Source organism: Mesorhizobium sp. ESP6-5 (assembly GCF_020164695.1).
Lineage (GTDB): Bacteria > Pseudomonadota > Alphaproteobacteria > Rhizobiales > Rhizobiaceae > Mesorhizobium > Mesorhizobium australicum.
In genome coordinates, this window is the sequence record NZ_JAIUGR010000017.1 from 107,352 (window position 1) to 127,178 (window position 19,827).

The window sequence follows — 19,827 nt, forward strand, 5'->3', positions numbered from 1 at the left end:
GGACACAGGATCGGGACATCGAGAGAATGAAAGAGGGCGTTCGGCCCTCTTTGAGACGGCGAATGCGCTAGCTGGCCGCCTTGCCGTGCCGGGCCAGATCCTGGGCGATCGACAGCTGCAGGGCTTCAGCCAGTTCGCGCGCGGCGCGGTTCTCGGCGTCGATCTGCGCCCGGTAGGAGGCAAACTCCTGACGCGGCCTGTCGAAGGACGAGGTGATCGCCCGCTTGCCGACGGCGATCACCGCACCGGTTTTCACATCGGTCAGCGTGTAGCCCGCGGTCAACGTCACCGAACCGGCGGTCGGCTCGTCCTGATCGGTTCCATTCTGTACCAGCGCCGAGGATTCAACGCCTTCGCTCACGCCGAGGTCGAGCGAATAAAGCGGCGAGGCGGGCTCGCCGGCGCCGCGCCCGAACCCGAAGATCAGATTGTTACGCACCTGCTGGGCATAGCGCGTCCGGACCGGCTTGACGGCGATCGATGCCATCTCGGCATTGGCGGTCGAGCCCGTCGACAACGGCGCGCTCGAATAGAGCGGCCGCACCTGACAGGCCGAAATGAGCGCCAGCGAACCGACGAGGCCGGCAAGCGCGATGCGGCGCAGCAGACGGCACAGCTCTGTCTTTTCCCGATCAGGCAACGACATTGACGATCCTCTGCGGCACGATGATCACCTTGCGCGGAGCCTTACCTTCAAGTGCTTTCTGCACGAAGTCGAGAGCCAAGACCGCTTTTTCGACCGCACCTTGGTCCGCGTCGCGGGCAATTGTCAAATCCCCCCGCTTCTTGCCGTTGACCTGCACCGGATAGGTGACTTCGTTGTCGACGACCAGTGCCGGATCGAAGACCGGCCACGGCCGTTCGGCCACCAGATCGACGCCGCCCAGCGTCTCCCAGCACTCTTCAGCCAGGTGCGGCATCACGGGCGCGATCAGATGCACCATGATCTCGACCGCCTCGCGGCAGGCGCTTTTCAGCGCCGGAACGGCCTTGCCTTCCGCCACTTCGTTGAGCGGGGCTGTCAACGCGTTGGCAAGTTCATAGATGCGAGCAATGGCGCGGTTGAAGGCGAGCTTCTCGATGTCTTCGCCAACCGCCTTCAGGATCTTGTGCGCGGCCTTGGAAACCGCCCCGGCCTCGCCGTCATCGGCCGCCTTGGGCGTGACCCCTGCCAACGTCTCGGCCGCCGTCGACACCAGCCGCCAGATGCGCTGCATGAAGCGATGCGCGCCGGCGGCACCGTCGTCGGTCCACTCGACGTCGCGCTCGGGCGGCGAATCCGACAGCATGAACCAGCGCGCCGTGTCGGCGCCGTAGCCATCGGTGATGTCTTCCGGGCTCACCGTGTTCTTCTTCGACTTCGACATCTTCTCGAGCGGGCCGATGGTGACCGCCTCGCCGGTGGCGACGTCGATGGCGCGGCGCTTGCCGTCGACGTCCTCCAGACGAACCTCGGTCGGCGCCAGCCAGCGCCCATTCGACGCCGAGCCGACACGGTAGGTTTCGTGAACCACCATGCCTTGCGTGAACAGGCCTTTGAACGGCTCGGCCAGGGCAACATGGCCGGTCTCGCGCATGGCGCGGGTGAAGAAACGCGAATAGAGCAAATGCAGGATCGCATGCTCGATGCCGCCAATATATTGGTCGACCGCCAGCCACTCGTTCGCTGCCTTGGGATCGGTCGGTTCATGCGCCCAGGGCGCGGTGAAGCGGGCGAAATACCAGGACGAATCCACGAACGTGTCCATCGTGTCGGTTTCGCGCCGCGCGTCCTTGCCGCATTGCGGGCACTTCACATGCCGCCAGGTCGGGTGACGGTCGAGCGGATTGCCTGGCCGGTCGAAATCGACATCGTCGGGCAGCTTGACCGGCAGATCGGCCTTCGGCACCGGCACCACGCCGCAATCCTCGCAATGGATCATCGGGATCGGGCAGCCCCAGTAGCGCTGGCGCGAAATGCCCCAGTCGCGCAGGCGGAAATTCACCTTGCGCTCGGCCATTGGCCGGTTGCCGATGGTCTTTTGCTCCAGCAGCCTGGCGACTTCATCGAAAGCGCTGTCCGGCGTCATGCCGTCGAGGAACCGCGAATTGATCATCGCGCCATCGTCGACATAGGCCTCGTCGACGATCTGGAACGTCTTGGCATCGGCGCCATCAGGCATCACCACCGGCACCACCGGCAGGCTGTATTTGTTGGCGAAGTCGAGGTCGCGCTGGTCATGCGCCGGACAGCCGAAGATGGCGCCGGTGCCGTACTCCATCAGCACGAAATTGGCGACGTAGACAGGCAGCGTCCAGCTATCGTCGAAGGGATGGACGACGCGGATGCCGGTGTCGAAGCCCTTCTTCTCGGCCGTCTCGAGCGCCGCCACCGAAGTGCCCATATGGCGCACTTCGTCGATGAACTTCGCCAGGGCCGGATTGGTCGCCGCGGCCTTCTTGGCCAGCGGATGATCGGCGGCGATTGCCATGAACGAGGCGCCGAAAATGGTATCCGGCCTTGTCGTGTAGACTTCCAGCTCATGCTCGCCGGAGATTTCCGAGGCCAGCGGCCAGCGGATCAGCAGGCCCTCCGAACGGCCGATCCAGTTCTGCTGCATCAGCTTCACTTTTTCGGGCCACTCGTCGAGACCGTCCAATGAATCCAGCAAATCCTGGGCAAAGTCGGTGATCTTGAAGAACCATTGCGTCAGCTCGCGCTGTTCAACCAGCGCACCGGAGCGCCAGCCGCGCCCGTCGATGACCTGCTCGTTGGCGAGCACCGTCATGTCCTCCGGATCCCAGTTGACCTTGGAGGATTTGCGCGTCACCAGCCCCTTCTCGACGAAGTCGAGGAACAGCATCTGCTGGCGGTGGTAGTAATCGACGTCGCAGGTGGCGAATTCGCGCGCCCAGTCCAGCGACAGGCCCATTACCTTGAGCTGCTCGCGCATGGCGGCGATGTTCTGGTAGGTCCATTCCTTGGGATGCACCTTGTTCTGCATCGCGGCGTTCTCAGCCGGCATGCCGAAGGCATCCCAGCCCATCGGATGCAGCACGTTGAAACCCTTGGCGCGCTTGTAGCGGGCCACCACGTCGCCCATCGTGTAATTGCGGGTATGGCCGATATGGATGCGCCCCGACGGATAGGGGAACATTTCCAGCACGTAGTATTTCGGACGCGGATCGTCATTGTGCGCTTCGAAAAGCTTCTTCTCGGCCCAGGCCTTCTGCCATTTGGGTTCTGACGCGCGCGGGTTGTATCGTTCGGTTGCCATGGGACGTTTTTCACTTAAAAGCATACGGACTGCGGGCAAGAGCCCGGCAGTTCATGAAATGTGGTCCGGGTGTTCACCATGGTTTGGCAAACCCGTCAACCATATGGGCATCGCGGCTGACAAAAACGCGGGTCAAAACAGCGGGATTTGCATATGGGCGACACCGTTCAGCAGTTTTTCGCGGTCAAGGCGAAGATCGCCGCCGCCGAGCGGGAGGCCGGCCGTGAAGCCGGCGCGGTGACGCTGGTGGCGGTCTCCAAGACCTTCGACGCCGCCGGCATAGGCCCGGTCATCGAGGCCGGCCAGCGCGTCTTCGGCGAAAACCGCGTGCAGGAAGCGCAAGGCAAATGGCCTGACCTGAAGGAAGCTTTCCCCGACATCGAACTGCACCTGATCGGTCCGCTGCAGTCGAACAAGGCGAGGGAAGCGGTGGCTCTGTTCGAGGTCATCGAGACGGTCGACCGCGACAAGATCGCCGCGGAGCTCGCCAAGGAAATTGTCCGGCAAGGCCGTGCGCCAAAACTCTATGTCCAGGTGAACACCGGTTCCGAACCGCAGAAAGCCGGGATCGAACCGAGCGAGGCGGTCGCCTTCGTCAGACGCTGCCGGGAAGTGCACGGCCTCGGCATCGAAGGCCTGATGTGCATCCCGCCGGCGGACGAGAACCCCGGCCCCCACTTCGCCTTGTTGGAGAAGCTCGGCAAGGAGGCCGGCGTCGCCAAACTGTCGATGGGCATGTCCGCCGACTACGAGACCGCGATCGCCTTTGGCGCCAGCAGCGTCAGGGTCGGTTCGGCGATTTTTGGAAGCCGGTAGTCCGAATTTCCAGCTTGCCGCGTCATGAGTCATATCGCTGGGCCTGATCCACAAGCACCATTATACCAGTACTTGAAACGAAACGTGCCGTTCCTATTTGCCTTGATGTCACCGCACATCCTCCTGGAGTCTCACGATGCGTTACAATCAGCTTGGAAACACGGGGCTATTCGTCTCCGAACTTTGCCTCGGCACCATGACCTTCGGCGCCGCCGGCCAGAACGCCCAATGGGGCCTGATCGCCAGCCTCGACCAGAAGGGCGTCAACGAGATCGTCGGCCGCTCGATCGCCGCCGGCGTCAACTTCTTCGACACGGCCGACGTCTATTCCGTCGGCGAGTCCGAACGCCTGCTTGGTCAGTCGCTTAGGGATCTCGGTGTTGCCCGGTCAAACGTGGTCATCGCCACCAAGGTCCACGGCGCCATGGGTGAGGGACCAAACCAGCGCGGCTCCTCGCGCGGCCATATCATGGATTCGGTCGACGCCAGCTTGGAGCGGCTGCAGCTCGACCATATCGATCTCTATCAGTTGCACGGCACCGATGCGGTGACGCCGATCGACGAGACGCTGCGGGCACTTGATGATCTCGTCTCCAGCGGCAAGGTCCGCTATGTCGGTGTCTCCAACTGGCAGGCTTGGCGCATCGCCAAGGCGCTCGGCATCGCCGACCGCAAGGGCTTTGCCCGCTTCGAGACCGTCCAGTCCTATTATTCGATCGCCGGCCGCGACCTCGAACGCGAGATCGTGCCGCTGATCAACGAGGAGAAGCTCGGCCTGATGGTGTGGTCGCCGATGGCTGGCGGGCTGCTGTCCGGCAAATATGGGCCCGGCGCGCCGGGCAATGGCGAGGGCCGCCGCGCGTCCTTCAACTTCCCGCCGGTCAACGAGGACCGCGCCTGGGCGGCGGTCGCCGTCATGCGGGAGGTCGCCGAGAAGCATGATGTCGGCGTCGCGACCGTGGCGCTCGGCTATGTCCTGGCAAAGCCTTTCGTGATGAGCGTGATCATCGGCGCCAGCCGCATGGACCAGCTCGAGCAGAACCTTGCCGCCACCAGCCTCAAGCTCGATGCCGACGATCTCGCCAGGCTTGACGAAGTGAGCGCACTACCCGCCGAATATCCCGGCTGGATGGTCGAACGCCAGGGCGCCGGCCGTCGTCCGGGGCCTTTCGTGCCGAAGGCATAGCGCGTACCGCTGGCAAGTCGGTCCTTCAACGCCGCGCGTCTCATCGACGCGCGGCGTTGATTACAGCCGAACGGTCTCGGCAAGAAAGTCGAGAAAGGCCCGCACACGTGCCGGCAGGTGTTTGCCCTGGCCGACATAGACGGCATGCGTCGGCTCTTCGTCGCCGGGGTTGAAATGTTCCAGCAGCGGCACCAGCCGGCCGGCGGCAATGTCGGGTTCGACATGCCAGCGCGCCAGTCGGGCGATGCCGGCCCCGGCGACGGTCGTTTGGCGCATCGCCTCGCCATCGGTCAATGCCAGGTTTCCGACAACCGGGGTGATCACCGGCGCGCCTGCCGTATCGATAAAAGGCCAGCCGTCGATATGCCGCGCGAAACTGAAGGCGAGCATGTTGTGACGCCCGAGATCGGACAGCGTGCGCGGCGTGCCATGTGCTTCGAGATAGGAAGGTGCCGCGACCACCACCATTCGGCTTTGACCGAGCTTGCGCGCCACCAGCCTCGATTCGCGCAGCGGCCCGGCGCGGATCGCTACATCGGCCCGCTCTTCCAGCAGGTCGATCACGCTGTCGGTCAGCACAGCCTCGACGAAAATTTCGGGATAGCGCTCCAGAAAGCGCGGCAGCAGTTCCATCAGCCGGTGTTGGCCGAACGGCACGTAGCTGTTAACTCTCAGCCTGCCGCGCGGCGCGGCTCCTGCCGCCGCTTCACGCTCGGCCTTATCCATGTCGGCGAGCACGCGCACGCCGCTGTCGTAGAACGCCGTCCCTTCCGGCGTGAGCTGGAGCTTGCGCGTCGAGCGGCTGACAAGCCGCGCCCCAAGCCGGGTTTCGAGCCGTGCTATCAGCTTGCTCACCGCCGATGGCGTCATCCGCAGCTGCCGCGCCGCGGCCGAAAAACTACCCGCCTCGACGACGCGCACGAAGACTTCGATCTCGCCGGAACGGTTGATGTCGGGCCTGGCCATCTGTGAATCTATTTCACAAGAAGTGTGCCTTGGGCAAGTCTGGTTCACAACATCGCGGATCATGATCTTCAGGGCCGGGGCGCGGACTGAGCGTCCTTCGCCGACAGATGGGACCATCGCCATGCCTCTTGCTCTTTATGCCCTCGCCGCCGGTGCTTTTGGCATCGGTGTTACCGAATTCGTCATCATGGGCCTGCTTATCGATGTCAGCAAAGACCTCGGCGTGTCGATCTCCGCCGCCGGCCAATTGATCTCTGCCTATGCGCTCGGTGTCGTCATCGGTGCACCCTTGTTGACCATTGCCACGGGCAACTGGCCGCGCAAAACCGTGCTGCTGGCGCTGATGGCGATCTTCACGATTGGCAACCTCGCTTGTGCGCTGGCGCCCGATTACTGGACGCTGATGGGTGCCCGCATCATCACCGCCTTCGCCCACGGCACCTTCTTTGGCGTCGGCTCGGTCGTCGCCACTGGTCTGGTCGCGCCCAACAGGAAGGCTTCGGCGATCGCGCTGATGTTCACCGGCCTGACCATCGCCAACATCTTAGGCGTGCCCTTCGGCACCTGGCTCGGCCAAGCCTTTGGCTGGCGTGCGACCTTCTGGGCGGTGACCGCCGTCGGCCTGGCGGCCTTCGCCGTCATCCTCGCCCTGGTGCCGCGCGGCCAGGCAGCGCCCGAGAAGAGCGATCTGCGCGCCGATCTCGCCGTTCTGCGCCGCACGCCCGTCCTGCTCGGCCTCGCCACCACGGTGCTCGGCTATGCCGGCGTCTTCGCCATCTTCACCTACATCGCCCCATTGCTCACCGAGATCAGCGGCTTCAGCGAAGCCGCTGTATCGCCGATCCTGCTCGTCTTTGGCGGCGGCCTCATCGCCGGCAATCTCGCCGGCGGCAAGATCGCCGATCGCTGGCTGGTGCCGGCGGTGCTCGGCAGCCTCATGGTGCTGGCGCTGGTGCTTGCCACGATGAGCTTCGCCATCCACAGCCAGGTCATGGCCGTGATCTATGTCGGCCTGCTCGGCGCCGCTGCCTTCGCGACAGTGGCGCCGCTGCAGATGTGGGTGCTGGAAAAGGCGCAAGGCGCCGGCCAGAGCCTGGCCTCATCGTTCAACATCGCCGCCTTCAATCTCGGCAATGCGGCCGGCGCCTGGCTTGGCGGCGCGGTCATCGCCCATGGCCTTGGACTGGGTTCGCTTACCTGGGTCGCCGCGCTGCTGCCGCTCGCGGCACTCGCCGTGGCCGGACTGGCGCTGCGCCTTGATGGTGGCGCCGCATCAGGTGCGCCTGTCTCCGTCCGGTCGTGACGCCAGCCGGCACCCGACTCCTCTCGACCTCTTCACAAACCACCAGGAGCAAGAAAATGGACTATCGACGTCTCGGCGCATCGGGCCTGAACGTCCCGGCGCTTTCATTCGGCGCGGGCACCTTCGGCGGCTCCGGCCCGCTGTTCGGCGCCTGGGGCAACAGCGATGCGCAGGAAGCGCGGCGGCTGATCGACATCTGTCTCGAGGCCGGCGTCAACCTGTTCGACACGGCGGACGTCTATTCGAACGGCGCCTCGGAGGAGGTGCTCGGCGAAGCGATCAAGGGCCGTCGCGACGCGGTACTAATCTCGACCAAGACAGCGCTGCCGATGGGCGACGGGCCGGGCGACTACGGCTCCTCGCGCTCGCGGTTGATCAAGTCGGTCGACGCCGCGCTGAAGCGCCTCGGCACGGACTATATCGACCTTCTACAACTGCACGCCTTCGATGCCGGCACACCGATCGAGGAAGTGCTGTCGACGCTGGATGACCTCGTTCGCTCCGGCAAGCTGCGCTATGTCGGCGCCTCCAACTTCTCCGGCTGGCAAGTGATGAAGTCGCTCGGCCTGGCGGAGAAGCACGGCTATCCCCGCTATGCCGCGCATCAGGTCTACTATTCGCTGCTCGGCCGCGACTATGAATGGGAGCTGATGCCGCTTGGCCTCGACCAGGGCGTCGGCGCGCTGGTCTGGAGCCCGCTCGGCTGGGGCCGCCTGACCGGCAAGATCCGCCGTGGCCAGCCTCTGCCGGAAAAGAGCCGGCTGCACGAGACGGCTGATTTCGGGCCGCCGGTCGGGGACGAGCATCTCTATCGGGTCATGGATGAGCTCGACGCGGTGGCGCAGGAAACCGGCAAGACCGTGCCGCAGATCGCCATCAACTGGCTGCTGCGGCGCCCGACCGTTTCCTCCGTTATCATCGGCGCTCGCAACGAGGAGCAGCTGCGCCAAAACCTTGGCGCCGTCGGCTGGGCGCTGACACCGGAGCAGGTGAAGAAGCTCGACGCCGCAAGCGAAGTCACCGCGCCCTACCCGTACTTCCCCTATCGCCGCCAGGAGGGCTTCGCCCGCCTCAACCCGCCGGCGGTTTGAGCCGCGCTGGCGTTGAAGCTGCCAATCTCCCCCCTTGCGGGGGGAGATCAGCTGTATCACCGCTCAATGCAGCACGAACTCCCCATCCACCTTGCGCCATTCATTCGGCGCGATCAGCTTCTGGTGCGTGTAGACCACCGAATGCAGTGGCCCGTCGAGCTTGGCTTTCCAGAATTCGATGAACCGGATCAGCACCGGAAACCTCGGAGCGATGTCGTAGTCCTGCCAGACGAAGCTCTGCAGGAGATGCGGGTGGTCGGGGAAATGATAAAGAATCTTGGCCGTGGTCAGGCCGTAGCCTTTGAGCATCAGGTCCATTTCAAGATGGTCGTGCATTATGGTCCCCTTGGGCGGTCCCCTGGTTGATTCTCCTTTCCTCCCAGCTGCCAATTGTGCGCGCCGGTACTTAACTGTCTATTGATTTTTGTTGATCTCAAAGGGAAGTTTTCGCGTAAAAACATGCGGTTAGCAGCGAACCACGTCGAGTGCTGACAGTTCCGGAAAGCGCCCCTGCGGCATCCCGCCGCGCGAATCCAACGTCTAATGTTGCCGTCGCGACGGAACTGGTAATAATGCCGCCGAATTCGCGGCTGCGTCGCCGCGATCCCGCGGGCGTTTCAAGCCGGCGGACTGTTCGGGAGGAAAGCCAAGAAATGTCCGAGGTTCATGTCCATCGCGTCCAGCCGGCGTGGAAGAAGAACGCCCTGATCGACAATGACACCTACCTCAAATGGTATGCCGACAGCGTGAAGAACCCGGACAAGTTCTGGGGCAAGCACGGCAAGCGCATCGATTGGTTCAAGCCCTTCTCCAAGGTCAAGAACACCTCCTTCGACGGCAAGGTCTCGATCAAGTGGTTCGAGGATGGCCAGACCAATGTCTCGTACAATTGCATCGACCGCCACCTCAAGAAGCGCGGCGACCAGACCGCCATCATCTGGGAAGGCGACAACCCCTACGACGACAAGAAAATCACCTACAACGAACTCTACGGGCACGTCTGCCGGCTCGCCAATGTGATGAAGAAGCACGGCGTCAAGAAAGGCGACCGCGTCACCATCTACATGCCGATGATCCCGGAGGCGGCCTACGCGATGCTGGCCTGCACGCGTATCGGCGCTATCCATTCGGTGGTCTTCGGCGGCTTTTCGCCGGACGCCTTGGCCGGCCGCATCGTCGATTGCGAATCGACCTTCGTCATCACCGCCGATGAGGGTCTGCGCGGCGGCAAACCTATTCCGCTCAAGGAAAACACCGACAAGGCGATCGACATCGCCGCCAAGCACCATGTCAAGGTCAAGACCGTTGTGGTCGTGCGCCGCACCGGCGGCAAGATCGGCTGGGCGCCGGGACGCGATGTCTGGTATCACGACGAAGTCGCGACGGTTAAGTCTGATTGCAAGCCGGAGAAGATGAAGGCGGAGGATCCGCTGTTCATCCTCTACACGTCGGGCTCGACCGGCAAGCCGAAAGGCGTGCTGCATACCACCGCCGGCTACCTCGTCTATGTGTCGATGACGCACCAATATGTCTTCGACTATCATGACGGCGACATCTATTGGTGCACCGCAGATGTCGGCTGGGTGACCGGCCACAGCTACATCGTCTACGGGCCGCTCGCCAACGGCGCCACCACGCTGATGTTCGAGGGCGTGCCGAACTACCCCTCTCAGTCGCGCTTCTGGGAAGTCATCGACAAGCACAAGGTCAACATCTTCTACACCGCGCCGACGGCGCTGCGCGCGCTAATGGGTGCCGGCGACGCGCATGTGAAGAAGACCTCTCGCAAGTCGCTGCGCGTGCTGGGCTCGGTCGGCGAGCCGATCAACCCGGAAGCCTGGGAGTGGTATTTCAACGTCGTCGGCGACGGCAGGGTCCCGATCGTCGATACATGGTGGCAGACCGAGACCGGCGGCATCCTGATCACGCCGCTGCCGGGCGCCACCGACCTCAAGGCGGGTTCGGCGACACGGCCCTTCTTCGGCATCAAGCCGCAGCTGGTCGATAGCGAGGGCAAGGTGGTGGACGGTGCGGCCGACGGCAACCTCTGCATCACCGATTCCTGGCCCGGCCAGATGCGCACCGTCTATGGCGATCACGACCGTTTCGTGCAGACCTATTTCTCCGCCTACAAAGGAAAATACTTCACCGGTGACGGCTGCCGCCGCGACGCCGATGGCTACTACTGGATCACCGGCCGCGTCGACGACGTCATCAACGTCTCAGGCCACCGCATGGGCACGGCCGAGGTCGAATCGGCCCTGGTCAGCCATGACAAGGTTTCCGAGGCCGCGGTCGTCGGCTATCCCCATGATATCAAGGGCCAAGGCATCTATTGCTACGTCACCCTGATGGCCGGCGGGCAGCCGAGCGAGGATCTGCGCAAGGAGCTTGTCGCCCATGTCCGCAAGGAGATTGGCGCCATCGCCACGCCGGACAAGATCCAGTTCGCGCCCGGCCTGCCCAAGACGCGTTCGGGCAAGATCATGCGCCGCATCCTGCGCAAGATCGCCGAGGATGATTTTTCCGCGCTCGGCGACACCTCGACGCTTGCCGATCCGGCCGTGGTCGACGACCTCGTTGCCAACAGGCAGAACAAGAAGGGCTGATGCGGGAAGACGCGGTATTGGGCACCGTCACTCAGTTGTGGCGCTATCCGGCAAGTTCGCTCGCCGGCGAGCGCCGGGACACCATCCTGGTTGGACCGGCTGGGATCGAGGGCGACCGCCTGTTCGGCCTTGTCGATGCTTCGGACAATGAGATCGCCCGGCCCGATCGTGACGCCAAGTGGAACAAGGTGCCGCGCATCCGCACCCGGCTGAGCCGCGACAGCGAACTGGAAATCGCCGTCCCCGATGGCGACTGGCTCGCCGCCCCCGGCGCCGAATGCGACCGCGTCGTGTCGGCCTATCTCGGCTTCCGCGCCTCGATCCGGCCGTTCCGCGGGGAGAACGCGGCCGGCTATGCCGGGCCGCTGACCGCGGAGCGCTACCGCAAGGCGCCGATCCATCTCCTGACCACCGCCTCGCTGGCACGGCTGGAGGCGCTCCATCCGGAGGGGGTCGCCGATCCGCGCCGCTTCCGTCCCAACATCGTCGTCGACATGGCCTCGGTCGACGGCTCGTTTCCTGAAACCGAATGGATCGGCAAGAAGCTCGCCATCGGCGACCTCGTCCTGACCATCTCGGAGCCGTGCCGCCGCTGCGGCTTCACCATCATCGCCCAGGATGGTTTCGACCATGACCCCGCCATCCTGCGCAATCTGGTCCGCCACAACGCCCACAATCTCGGCGTCTACTGCACCGTCGACCGGCCCGGTCGTGTCGAGACCGGCGCGCCGATGCGGTTCGTCTGACCTTCCGGCCCAAGCCTATCGATAAAGATCCGCCCGCGTCGGTGGCAGGCCGCTCGGGCCTCGCGCGCGTTTGGTGGCGACAGTCTGGAATATCTGCGCCGAGGCGCGTTCGAAGGTGATGGAGCAGCCGCTCAGGTAAAGCAGCCACAGCCGCGCCTTGGCTTCGCCGACCTCGGCGATCGCCTCGTCGAACCGCGCCTGCAGACGCTCGGCCCACAGCCTGCAGGTGCGGGCATAGTGCTCGCGCAAATTCTCGACATCATAGACGAGGAAGCCGTGTGCTTCGAGATTGCTTGATGTCATGCCGATCGTGTCGAGTTCGCCACCCGGGAAAATGTATTTGATCAGCGCCTTGTATTCCGGCCCCTTGCGCAGGGTCTTCTTGACGTCGCCCTTGCTGCGCCTGGTGATGGCGTGATGCAGATAGATGCCGCCCGGTTTCAGCAGCCGGTGGACAGCGGAGAAATAAGCGGCATGGTTTGCCAGGCCCAGATGCTCGAACATGCCGATGGACGATATCTTGTGGAAGGTGCCGGTGAGCTCCGCATAGGACTTTATCTCGATGGTGATTTTGTCCTCCAGACCCTCGGCGCGAATGCGCTCGCGCGCTAGTGAGGTCTGGGCTTGCGACAGCGAGACGCCGTGTCCGACGACTCCATAATGTTTTGCCGCGTGGATCAGCATCGCGCCCCAGCCGCAGCCGATGTCGAGCAATCTTTCACCGGGTTTCAGCCGAAGCTTGCGGCAGATATGGTCGAGCTTGTCGACCTGCGCCTCGTCGATGCCGTTTGCGAAATCCTGGAAATACCCGCAGCTATAGACCATGCGCTCGTCGAGAAAGAGCTCGTAGAAGGCGTTCGAGATATCATAGTGATGCTGGATCGCCTCCTTGCTGGAGCCGCTGACGAACGGGTTGCGACCGGCGAGATCGACCCGCGACGCCATCTGCTTTCTCGAAAACAGCACCGCCGGCAAGTCACGCAGAAGCGCCCGTTTGGGCAACGCCTTCAGCTTCGACCGCAGCTTGCCCGTCGAAGGCAGGGCATAGAAATCGAACAGCGATCCGTCCTCAATGTCGACTGCCTTGGAAATCCACATCTCGATAAGGGTCGACAGGGACGGTCGGCGAACGATCTGCCAGACAATGTCGTGGTCGTTGATGATCAGCACGGGGCCGGTGGCGGGGCCGATCCGCTCGCCGGTCCACAGCCTGACCGCGAAGCCGGGCTTGATCGCCTCGACTACCGTTCGAACGATGCGCGCAGCTCTTTCGGTGGCGTCCATGCCCTTCCCCGCGGTCGATGACGCGATGTTGTCCTTTTGGGCCGCGGATCGCAAGCACGTCACGCTTTTTCCACCCGGCATCTTGTCATTTGCTGCAACGCACCCCATCATGAGTGTGTGTTCAACAAATCGAAAGGAGGTGATCCGATGTCGAGTGATTTCGTTTTCCAGAACGTGGGCTCAGCGGATTGCACTTTCGGGAAGCAGTCTTCCCGTTAAGGCGCGAGATGCGCGGTCGGTGACGTAAGCGTCACCACCATTGAGCCGCGCCATGGACGGAAACACGGAAGGCCGCCGGCTTCGAAAGAAGCGGCGGCCTTTTCCTTTCGAGCCGAGCCTACTTGGTCAACGCAAGGGTTTCGATATTGCGGGCGATCGTCTGAAAAGCCGTATCCAATTCGATGCCGTCGGCAGCTTGGTAGAAGTGCATGACCGAACCCGTATCGGGGCTGGCACAATTCTGGAGTGTCGAAACGGCATTCGTCTCATCGAGTCTGAAGCCGATCGTGAAGATTTCTATGCCTTTGGCGCGCATGGCGGCGCAGAGCTTTGTCGCAGCCGTGCGGGTCGTTTCCTTGCCGGCATCATTATAAACCCCGTCGACGCTGTTCGCGTCGAAATAGGACAGGTTGAACTCGCCGTCGGTCATCAGGATCGCATATTTGCCGACCTTCTTCGGATCCATCCTGGCTGGCCGCGCCGACGCCTTCATCACGCCGCCCCAGCTTTCTGAAAGCATGTACCAGGTCCATTGAACACCGATGTGGCCCGCCGTGCCGCCCGAGGCGACAAGATCCTTGATGACGTTCTTGAGTGTCGCTACGTCAGCGGTCAGCGGCACAAGCGCAGCAACCGGACAAGCGGCGGTCCCGGTATTCCTGGCAAAGGTCGACAGTAGATAGTCACGATTGACCATACTGGAATCGGGGCCAGCGTCCGAATACTGATCGGCACCCTTGCGTTCGGTGGCGCAATTGTCCGAGCGCGTCGAAGCCGAAGCAGACTGAGCGCTTGCATTGCCGGGTGCCTGCTTGCGCTGGCTGGCATTGGCTTCCACGTAGACGGTGCTGGCCGCAAGCTGCCCGGCATTGACCGAATTGGCATAGGGCACGATGGAAACGCGCACTCGTGGTTTGCTCGGATCCTGGCTGCCCAGGAAACTGTCCACGGCATTGGCCGCGGCGGTCCTCAAATCCTTGATTTTCTGGCCGGCCATGGATCCGGTTACATCGAGCATCATCGCCACCTCGATGGTCTTGTCCGAATAAAGCGACGTCGTTGACGCGCTGACTCGATTGATATCGCCCGTGCCGAAAATCGGGAAGAACAAGGCGACGTCGACGTGGGCGTCCACCTGGACCGTCTTGGCGGTCTTGTCGACGATCAGCCGGTCAAGGACGATCTGGCCGCCCTGCAGGATGCCGGCGGTATCGTTGGCGTCGAGAAAGGCCTGCACGGATTTGTTTGCGTCGGCCTCCTTGATGGCGCCGGTGGTCAGGTCACGTGCCGTCGATGTCACTGCCGCGTCGAGCACGCCCTGCAGGCTCGATCTGGCGTTGTAGAGCTGCGTGACATTGACCGAGAAGCCTGCGGCCAGCGCCAAGACCGAGGCAGCAAAGCCGAACAGGACCGCGAAATTTCCACTGCGGTCTCTGGCGAAGCCGCCGACCGCGTGAACAAGACCCCCGTAATTCCGCATCCAACAGCCTCCACTTGCCTCGGCCTCGTCGCCGCATCGGGGGCAATGCAGGATTCCAGCCGGAACGGGAGGCGACCCGATCCGCGATCGGGAATTCACCAGCAGAACATTGCTTTTATTGGATTTTCACGGGGTAAGAAGGTGAACGGTCGGTAAACGTCAGCGTGTATCCGCGCGCACCTTTACGGGACGCTTACCATGCCCATAGCGAAGTGCTGGTCCGGTGTCCGGCGACGTCTTGTTGCGGCACAGCATCTCTGTGCCGAAGCGGGCCAACTGTCCCAGGATTGCGAAGCATGTCGAGGCACAAACCCGGCCAGGTGTGTTGAGATTCAGGTCAGGCCAAGCCATTTGCAGCCCGGCCTCACCTGAATATCAACGCAGCTAGGCCAGCATCCGCGCGCTGACCGTCCTGTCGATGCCGTGATAGGGTGGATTGAACAGCCTGCCTTCCTGTTCGTAGGTCCATACCTTGAACAAGCTCAGCCGGTGCGGGCCGAAACTGTGCAGCAAGGGAACGTCGGTGGCGTCGCGGCCGCGCGCAATGACGACGCGACCGGTCCTCGGCCGGTTGTGGCGCGGGTCGAACGTAAACCACTTGCCGTCCAGGAAGGCTTCCATCCAGGCCGAGAAATCCATCGGCGCGGGATCCGCCGGCACGCCGATATCGCCGAGGTAGCCGTTCACGTAGCGCGCCGGAATGTTCATGCAGCGGCAGAGCGTGATCGCCAGATGGGCAAAGTCGCGGCACACCCCGACACGTTCCTCGTGCGCTTGCGCGGCGGTGCGGGTCGAACGGGCATAGCCGTAGCCGAAGGACAGGCGGTTATGGACATAGTCGACGATCGCCTGCACCCGCGCCCAGCCGGAAGGAAGATGGCCGAAGAGCTGCCAGGCAAGGTTACTCAGATGATCCGTCTCGCAATAGCGGCTGCCCAGGAGATAGAACAGCACCTCGTCGGGCAGCTCGGCGACGGGCATTTCCCGGGCCAGCGTATTGACCTCATCCGTCTCGCCGCTGTCCTCCACGACCGCGTCATAAAGGATGCGAAAGCCGCCGGCCGGCGCCGTGAAGCGGCGGCAGGCATTGCCGTGCAGGTCATGATAGAGTCTGGTCGGCACCGAAGGCGAGGTTAGGACACGCGTCTGCCGCTTGATGTCGGCCTGCCTGTCCTTGTGAATCTCGAGCAGCGAAATCACCGGAGTGGCCTCGGCGCATTCGATGGCAATCTCATAGCCGAGGCGTATCAGCATGGGCATCGTCCCTTGGTTCGCGGGGTGGGAATTGTACGTTTGAAACGTTGCAAGGTGACGGTGGTTCCCTGGATCGCGTCCCAAATGCGCTCCCGCGCCTTTCCCCAAATGCGCTCGCGCGCCTTTCCATGTCAGCGCCTTGGCGTTACGGTTGCGTCCTCCCTCGACCCCTCCCCCACACTTCAAGGAAAATCATGTTTGCTGGCAGAAAATTCGCCGCCTTCCTCTTCGATATGGACGGCACGCTCATCAATTCCATCGCCTCGGCGGAGCGGGTCTGGGGCGATTGGGCGCGGCGCCACGACCTCGATGTCGCGGCCTTCCTGCCGACGATCCACGGCGTACGGGCGATCGAGACCATCACCGCCCTGGCGCTTCCGGGCGTCGACCCGGGACACGAAGCGGATCTGCTGCTGAAGGCCGAGGCCGACGATCTCGACGGCATCGTCCAGATCGCCGGCGCCGTGGCATTCCTCAATTCCCTGCCGCCGGAGCGCTGGGCGATCGTAACCTCGGCGCCACGCTCGTTGGCGCTTGCACGCATGAAGGTCGCCGGCATTCCCGTCCCCGCGGTCCTCGTCGCGGCGGAGGACGTTTCCCGCGGCAAGCCGGCGCCAGATTGCTTCCAGCTCGGCGCAAGACGCCTTGGCTTCGACGCGCGCGATTGCCTGGTGTTCGAGGACGCCCCGGCCGGCATCGCGGCGGCGGAGGCGGCGGGCGCTTCGGTCATGGTGATCAACGCCACGCACCAGCACCCCCTGGCAACACAGCACGCCGCGATATCAGGTTATGACGCAATCGGCATCACCGTCGACGAGCGAGGCTGGGTTGCGCTCGAGCCGCAGCGCAACGCTGCTTGAGATCAGTCGCTAGAAATCACTGGTCAGGCCTTTGACCTCCCAGTCACCATAGCGGCCGGGCTCCTTGCCGCCACGGCCGCCGATCTCCCGCGGAAGTGCTGCTTCCTTGCGGCGGTAGTCCTGCCGCCTTGCCTCGGCTTCCTGCAGCGCGCGGCGGGCGGCGGGCGTCAGCTCCCGTGGCGGCGTGCCATCGTCCGGGCCGGGCGGCGTTTTACTGGTTTCGTCGTTCATGCGATATTTCCAGTGGATTGAAACGGGAACGGGCGTTTCCCATCATATAGCGATGACCTCACGAGGATCGAGCCTTTTTCACCACCATCCGGACAGGAGCAGACGATGAACACCATTCGCACCGCCATGCTTCTCGCCGCCATGACGGCGCTGTTCATGGGCGTCGGTTTTTTGATCGGCGGTTCGGGCGGCATGATGATCGCGTTGGTCATTGCCGCCGGCACCAATTTGTTCAGCTACTGGAACGCCGACAAGATGGTGCTGTCGATGAATCGCGCCGTCGAGGTCGACGAGAAAAACGCGCCGGAATATTACGCCATCGTCCAGGCGCTGGCCAAGCAGGCCGGCCTGCCGATGCCCAGGACCTATCTGATCGACAATCCGCAACCGAATGCCTTTGCCACCGGCCGCAATCCGCAGAACGCGGCGGTCGCCGCCTCCACCGGCCTGCTGCAGCGGCTGACCCATGAGGAGGTCGCCGCCGTGATGGCGCATGAGCTCGCCCACGTCCAGCACCGCGACACGCTGACCATGACCATCGTCGCCACCTTTGCCGGCGCCATCTCGATGCTCGGCAATTTCGCCTTTTTCCTCGGCGGCAGCCGCGAAAACAACAATCCGTTCGGCTTTGTCGGCGTGCTGGCGGCGATGATCGTGGCGCCCTTCGCCGCCATGATCGTGCAGATGGCGGTCAGCCGTACCCGCGAGTACGAGGCCGACCGGCGCGGCGCCGAAATCTGTGGACACCCGCTGTGGCTGGCCTCCGCGCTTGACAAGATCGCCCGCGGGGCCGAACGCATTCCCAATCCCGATGCCGAGCGCAATCCGGCGATGGCGCATCTCTTCATCATCAACCCCCTGCATGGCGAGCGCATGGACAGTCTGTTCTCCACCCATCCGAGCACCGACAACCGCATCGCCGCGCTGCAGGCGATGGCACAGCGGATGGGAGAAGGCGCTCCGCCAGCCACGCAGCGCCAAGCGCCGATGTCAACGCAGGCTGACGAGCCGGAGATGACCGGACCGTGGGGCAAGCCAACCGCGCCAGAACCGGCGACCGGGCCGGCCAGCCCAAAATCCAATCCGTGGGGTCGCAATCCGACCGGACCCAAGGGCCGGTGGTCGTGAGTGTCGCGGGCAGGGCACCTCGACGCACGGTTCCAGGCGATCAGGATCACAATGCCGGCGGCGAATTCGTTGCCGGCCTTGCCGCGCGCAAGGCGGCGGCACGGCTTCTGGCCGCCGTCATCGACGCCCGCACGCCGCTCGACGGCCTGACCGATCACGAGAACGGCCATCCGCAATACAAGGCGCTCGATCTGCGCGACCGTGGCCTGGTGCGCGCCATACTGGTCACCGCGCTGCGCTACCGCATGACCATAGCGGGGCTCCTGGCGCGGCGCCTGGAAAAGCCGCTGCCGCCCAACGCGACCGCCTTGTCGCATATCCTGCATGTGGCGGCGGCGCAGATCCTGTTCCTCGATATTCCCGACAGCGCCGCCGTCGACCTCGCGGTGACGCACGCCAAGTCCGATCCGCGCACGCAGCGTTTTTCCGGCCTGGTCAACGGGGTGCTGCGCACGCTCGCGCGCGCCAAGGAATCCGAGCTTCCGGCCGCGCTTGCCGCCACCAACGAAGCGCCGAAATGGTTTTCCGACCGGCTGAAGGCCGCCTACGGCGCCGAGAAGGCCCGGCAGATCCTGGCTGCCCACCGCCACGAGGCGCCGGTCGATTTCTCGGTCAAGGCCGATCCCGAACCCTGGGCCGAAAAGCTTGGCGGCATTGTCCTGCCGACGGGAACGGTTCGGGTGGAGAAGCTTGCCGGCGCCGTCACCGAATTGCCGGGCTTCGCGGAGGGTGCATGGTGGGTCCAGGACGCGGCGGCGAGCTTGCCGGCAAGACTGTTCGGCGATGTCAGCGGATTGCGCGTCGCCGATCTCTGCGCCGCGCCCGGCGGCAAGACCGCGCAGCTCATTCTCGCCGGTGCCAAGGTCACCGCCGTCGACACTTCGAAGAACCGGCTGGCGCGGTTGACGCAGAACCTTGCCCGCCTCGGCCTCTCCGCCGAAATCGTCCAGGCCGATCTGCTCAAATACGAGCCGGCGGAGTTGTTCGACGCCGTGCTTCTTGACGCGCCATGTTCCTCGACCGGCACCGTTCGGCGACATCCCGACGTGCCGTGGACCAAGACGGCGGCGGACGTCGAAAAACTCGCCGACCTGCAACGCAGGCTGCTCGCCCGCGCCGTGATGCTGGTCAGGCCCGGCGGCCGGATCGTCTTTTCCAATTGTTCGCTCGATCCGCGGGAAGGCGAGGAACTCTACCGCGCCTTCCTGGTCGACAATCCGGGGGTGACCACCGATCCGATCCGGCCGGGTGAATTTGCCTGTCTCGACCCGTTCCTCACATCCGGTGGCGCACTGCGCACCACGCCCGCCGACATGGTGCTGGGCGCACCCGCGACTTCCGGCCTCGACGGCTTCTACGCAGCCCGCATGCGGCGTGCCGGCTAAAGCAATCCCAGG

17 protein-coding genes are annotated in these 19,827 nt (G+C 63.8%); 9 read left to right on the top strand and 8 right to left on the bottom strand.

Going from position 1 to position 19,827, the window contains the following annotated elements:
* Positions 1 to 67: 67 nt before the first annotated feature.
* Both LB524_RS25305 and leuS read right to left on the bottom strand, forming a co-directional pair.
* Positions 68 to 646: an LPS assembly lipoprotein LptE gene (locus LB524_RS25305; protein ID WP_224531002.1), complete on the bottom strand. Its 579-nt coding sequence runs from the start codon at positions 644 to 646 to the stop codon at positions 68 to 70.
* A complete protein-coding gene (gene leuS / locus LB524_RS25310) occupies positions 633 to 3,257 on the bottom strand; it encodes a leucine--tRNA ligase (protein WP_224531005.1) in 2,625 nt (874 codons plus the stop codon). The genes LB524_RS25305 and leuS overlap by 14 nt, the downstream gene beginning before the upstream one ends.
* 153 nt (positions 3,258 to 3,410) lie before the next feature.
* Between leuS and LB524_RS25315 the strand changes: the two genes are divergently transcribed.
* Positions 3,411 to 4,073, top strand: coding sequence for a YggS family pyridoxal phosphate-dependent enzyme (locus tag LB524_RS25315; RefSeq protein WP_224531007.1), 663 nt, complete (start codon positions 3,411 to 3,413; stop codon positions 4,071 to 4,073).
* A gap of 136 nt (positions 4,074 to 4,209) precedes the next feature.
* On the top strand, positions 4,210 to 5,259 hold the full coding sequence (locus tag LB524_RS25320; RefSeq protein ID WP_015315159.1) for an aldo/keto reductase: 1,050 nt from the start codon (positions 4,210 to 4,212) through the stop codon (positions 5,257 to 5,259).
* Between the two features lie 60 nt (positions 5,260 to 5,319).
* On the opposite strand, the gene LB524_RS25325 is transcribed toward LB524_RS25320, so the two are convergent.
* A complete protein-coding gene (locus tag LB524_RS25325; RefSeq protein WP_224531008.1) occupies positions 5,320 to 6,225 on the bottom strand; it encodes a LysR family transcriptional regulator in 906 nt (301 codons plus the stop codon).
* Positions 6,226 to 6,346: 121 nt separating this feature from the next.
* Here LB524_RS25325 and LB524_RS25330 point away from each other — a divergent pair, with 121 nt between their 5' ends.
* A complete protein-coding gene (locus tag LB524_RS25330; RefSeq protein WP_224531011.1) occupies positions 6,347 to 7,528 on the top strand; it encodes an MFS transporter in 1,182 nt (393 codons plus the stop codon).
* 56 nt (positions 7,529 to 7,584) lie between these two features.
* Positions 7,585 to 8,619, top strand: coding sequence for an aldo/keto reductase (locus tag LB524_RS25335; protein ID WP_224531013.1), 1,035 nt, complete (start codon positions 7,585 to 7,587; stop codon positions 8,617 to 8,619).
* Between the two features lie 63 nt (positions 8,620 to 8,682).
* Here LB524_RS25335 and LB524_RS25340 read toward each other — a convergent pair whose 3' ends face one another.
* The gene (locus LB524_RS25340; RefSeq protein WP_140616568.1) at positions 8,683 to 8,955 is read right to left on the bottom strand and encodes an usg protein; all 273 of its coding nucleotides are present in this window, start codon (positions 8,953 to 8,955) and stop codon (positions 8,683 to 8,685) included.
* 317 nt (positions 8,956 to 9,272) lie between these two features.
* On the opposite strand from LB524_RS25340, the gene acs reads away from it, so the two are divergent.
* A complete protein-coding gene (acs, locus tag LB524_RS25345; protein ID WP_015315154.1) occupies positions 9,273 to 11,228 on the top strand; it encodes an acetate--CoA ligase in 1,956 nt (651 codons plus the stop codon).
* Positions 11,228 to 11,974, top strand: coding sequence for an MOSC domain-containing protein (locus LB524_RS25350; RefSeq protein ID WP_140822691.1), 747 nt, complete (start codon positions 11,228 to 11,230; stop codon positions 11,972 to 11,974). The genes acs and LB524_RS25350 overlap by 1 nt, the downstream gene beginning before the upstream one ends.
* Before the next feature lie 15 nt (positions 11,975 to 11,989).
* Here LB524_RS25350 and LB524_RS25355 read toward each other — a convergent pair whose 3' ends face one another.
* From LB524_RS25355 to LB524_RS25365, 3 genes are all read right to left on the bottom strand, one after another.
* A complete protein-coding gene (locus LB524_RS25355) occupies positions 11,990 to 13,258 on the bottom strand; it encodes an SAM-dependent methyltransferase (protein ID WP_224531016.1) in 1,269 nt (422 codons plus the stop codon).
* Between the two features lie 337 nt (positions 13,259 to 13,595).
* Positions 13,596 to 14,957, bottom strand: coding sequence for a pilus assembly protein (locus LB524_RS25360; RefSeq protein WP_224531018.1), 1,362 nt, complete (start codon positions 14,955 to 14,957; stop codon positions 13,596 to 13,598).
* A 384-nt stretch (positions 14,958 to 15,341) separates the two neighbouring features.
* Positions 15,342 to 16,211, bottom strand: coding sequence for a transglutaminase-like domain-containing protein (locus LB524_RS25365; protein WP_224531022.1), 870 nt, complete (start codon positions 16,209 to 16,211; stop codon positions 15,342 to 15,344).
* 194 nt (positions 16,212 to 16,405) lie between these two features.
* Between LB524_RS25365 and LB524_RS25370 the strand changes: the two genes are divergently transcribed.
* Complete coding sequence (locus LB524_RS25370) at positions 16,406 to 17,071, top strand: HAD-IA family hydrolase (protein WP_140790079.1); 666 nt, start codon at positions 16,406 to 16,408, stop codon at positions 17,069 to 17,071.
* 9 nt (positions 17,072 to 17,080) lie between these two features.
* Here LB524_RS25370 and LB524_RS25375 read toward each other — a convergent pair whose 3' ends face one another.
* A complete protein-coding gene (locus tag LB524_RS25375; protein ID WP_015315148.1) occupies positions 17,081 to 17,302 on the bottom strand; it encodes a DUF1674 domain-containing protein in 222 nt (73 codons plus the stop codon).
* Between the two features lie 105 nt (positions 17,303 to 17,407).
* On the opposite strand from LB524_RS25375, the gene htpX reads away from it, so the two are divergent.
* Complete coding sequence (htpX, locus tag LB524_RS25380) at positions 17,408 to 18,430, top strand: zinc metalloprotease HtpX (RefSeq protein WP_015315147.1); 1,023 nt, start codon at positions 17,408 to 17,410, stop codon at positions 18,428 to 18,430.
* The gene (locus LB524_RS25385; protein WP_224531024.1) at positions 18,427 to 19,815 is read left to right on the top strand and encodes an RsmB/NOP family class I SAM-dependent RNA methyltransferase; all 1,389 of its coding nucleotides are present in this window, start codon (positions 18,427 to 18,429) and stop codon (positions 19,813 to 19,815) included. Before htpX ends, LB524_RS25385 begins: the two co-directional genes overlap by 4 nt.
* The last annotated feature ends 12 nt before the right edge of the window (positions 19,816 to 19,827 follow it).

What these genes read in the sequence shown, in the direction of transcription:
- LB524_RS25330 (WP_224531011.1), top strand. Translation starts at nt 6,347, where the DNA reads ATGCCTCTTGCTCTTTATGCCCTCGCCGCCGGTGCTTTTGGCATCGGT.
- LB524_RS25350 (WP_140822691.1), top strand. Translation starts at nt 11,228, where the DNA reads ATGCGGGAAGACGCGGTATTGGGCACCGTCACTCAGTTGTGGCGCTAT.
- LB524_RS25355 (WP_224531016.1), bottom strand. Translation starts at nt 13,258, where the DNA reads ATGGACGCCACCGAAAGAGCTGCGCGCATCGTTCGAACGGTAGTCGAG.
- LB524_RS25315 (WP_224531007.1), top strand. Translation starts at nt 3,411, where the DNA reads ATGGGCGACACCGTTCAGCAGTTTTTCGCGGTCAAGGCGAAGATCGCC.
- LB524_RS25335 (WP_224531013.1), top strand. Translation starts at nt 7,585, where the DNA reads ATGGACTATCGACGTCTCGGCGCATCGGGCCTGAACGTCCCGGCGCTT.
- LB524_RS25340 (WP_140616568.1), bottom strand. Translation starts at nt 8,955, where the DNA reads ATGCACGACCATCTTGAAATGGACCTGATGCTCAAAGGCTACGGCCTG.
- acs (WP_015315154.1), top strand. Translation starts at nt 9,273, where the DNA reads ATGTCCGAGGTTCATGTCCATCGCGTCCAGCCGGCGTGGAAGAAGAAC.
- LB524_RS25325 (WP_224531008.1), bottom strand. Translation starts at nt 6,225, where the DNA reads ATGGCCAGGCCCGACATCAACCGTTCCGGCGAGATCGAAGTCTTCGTG.
- LB524_RS25360 (WP_224531018.1), bottom strand. Translation starts at nt 14,957, where the DNA reads ATGCGGAATTACGGGGGTCTTGTTCACGCGGTCGGCGGCTTCGCCAGA.
- htpX (WP_015315147.1), top strand. Translation starts at nt 17,408, where the DNA reads ATGAACACCATTCGCACCGCCATGCTTCTCGCCGCCATGACGGCGCTG.
- leuS (WP_224531005.1), bottom strand. Translation starts at nt 3,257, where the DNA reads ATGGCAACCGAACGATACAACCCGCGCGCGTCAGAACCCAAATGGCAG.
- LB524_RS25370 (WP_140790079.1), top strand. Translation starts at nt 16,406, where the DNA reads ATGTTTGCTGGCAGAAAATTCGCCGCCTTCCTCTTCGATATGGACGGC.
- LB524_RS25305 (WP_224531002.1), bottom strand. Translation starts at nt 646, where the DNA reads ATGTCGTTGCCTGATCGGGAAAAGACAGAGCTGTGCCGTCTGCTGCGC.
- LB524_RS25365 (WP_224531022.1), bottom strand. Translation starts at nt 16,211, where the DNA reads ATGCTGATACGCCTCGGCTATGAGATTGCCATCGAATGCGCCGAGGCC.
- LB524_RS25375 (WP_015315148.1), bottom strand. Translation starts at nt 17,302, where the DNA reads ATGAACGACGAAACCAGTAAAACGCCGCCCGGCCCGGACGATGGCACG.
- LB524_RS25320 (WP_015315159.1), top strand. Translation starts at nt 4,210, where the DNA reads ATGCGTTACAATCAGCTTGGAAACACGGGGCTATTCGTCTCCGAACTT.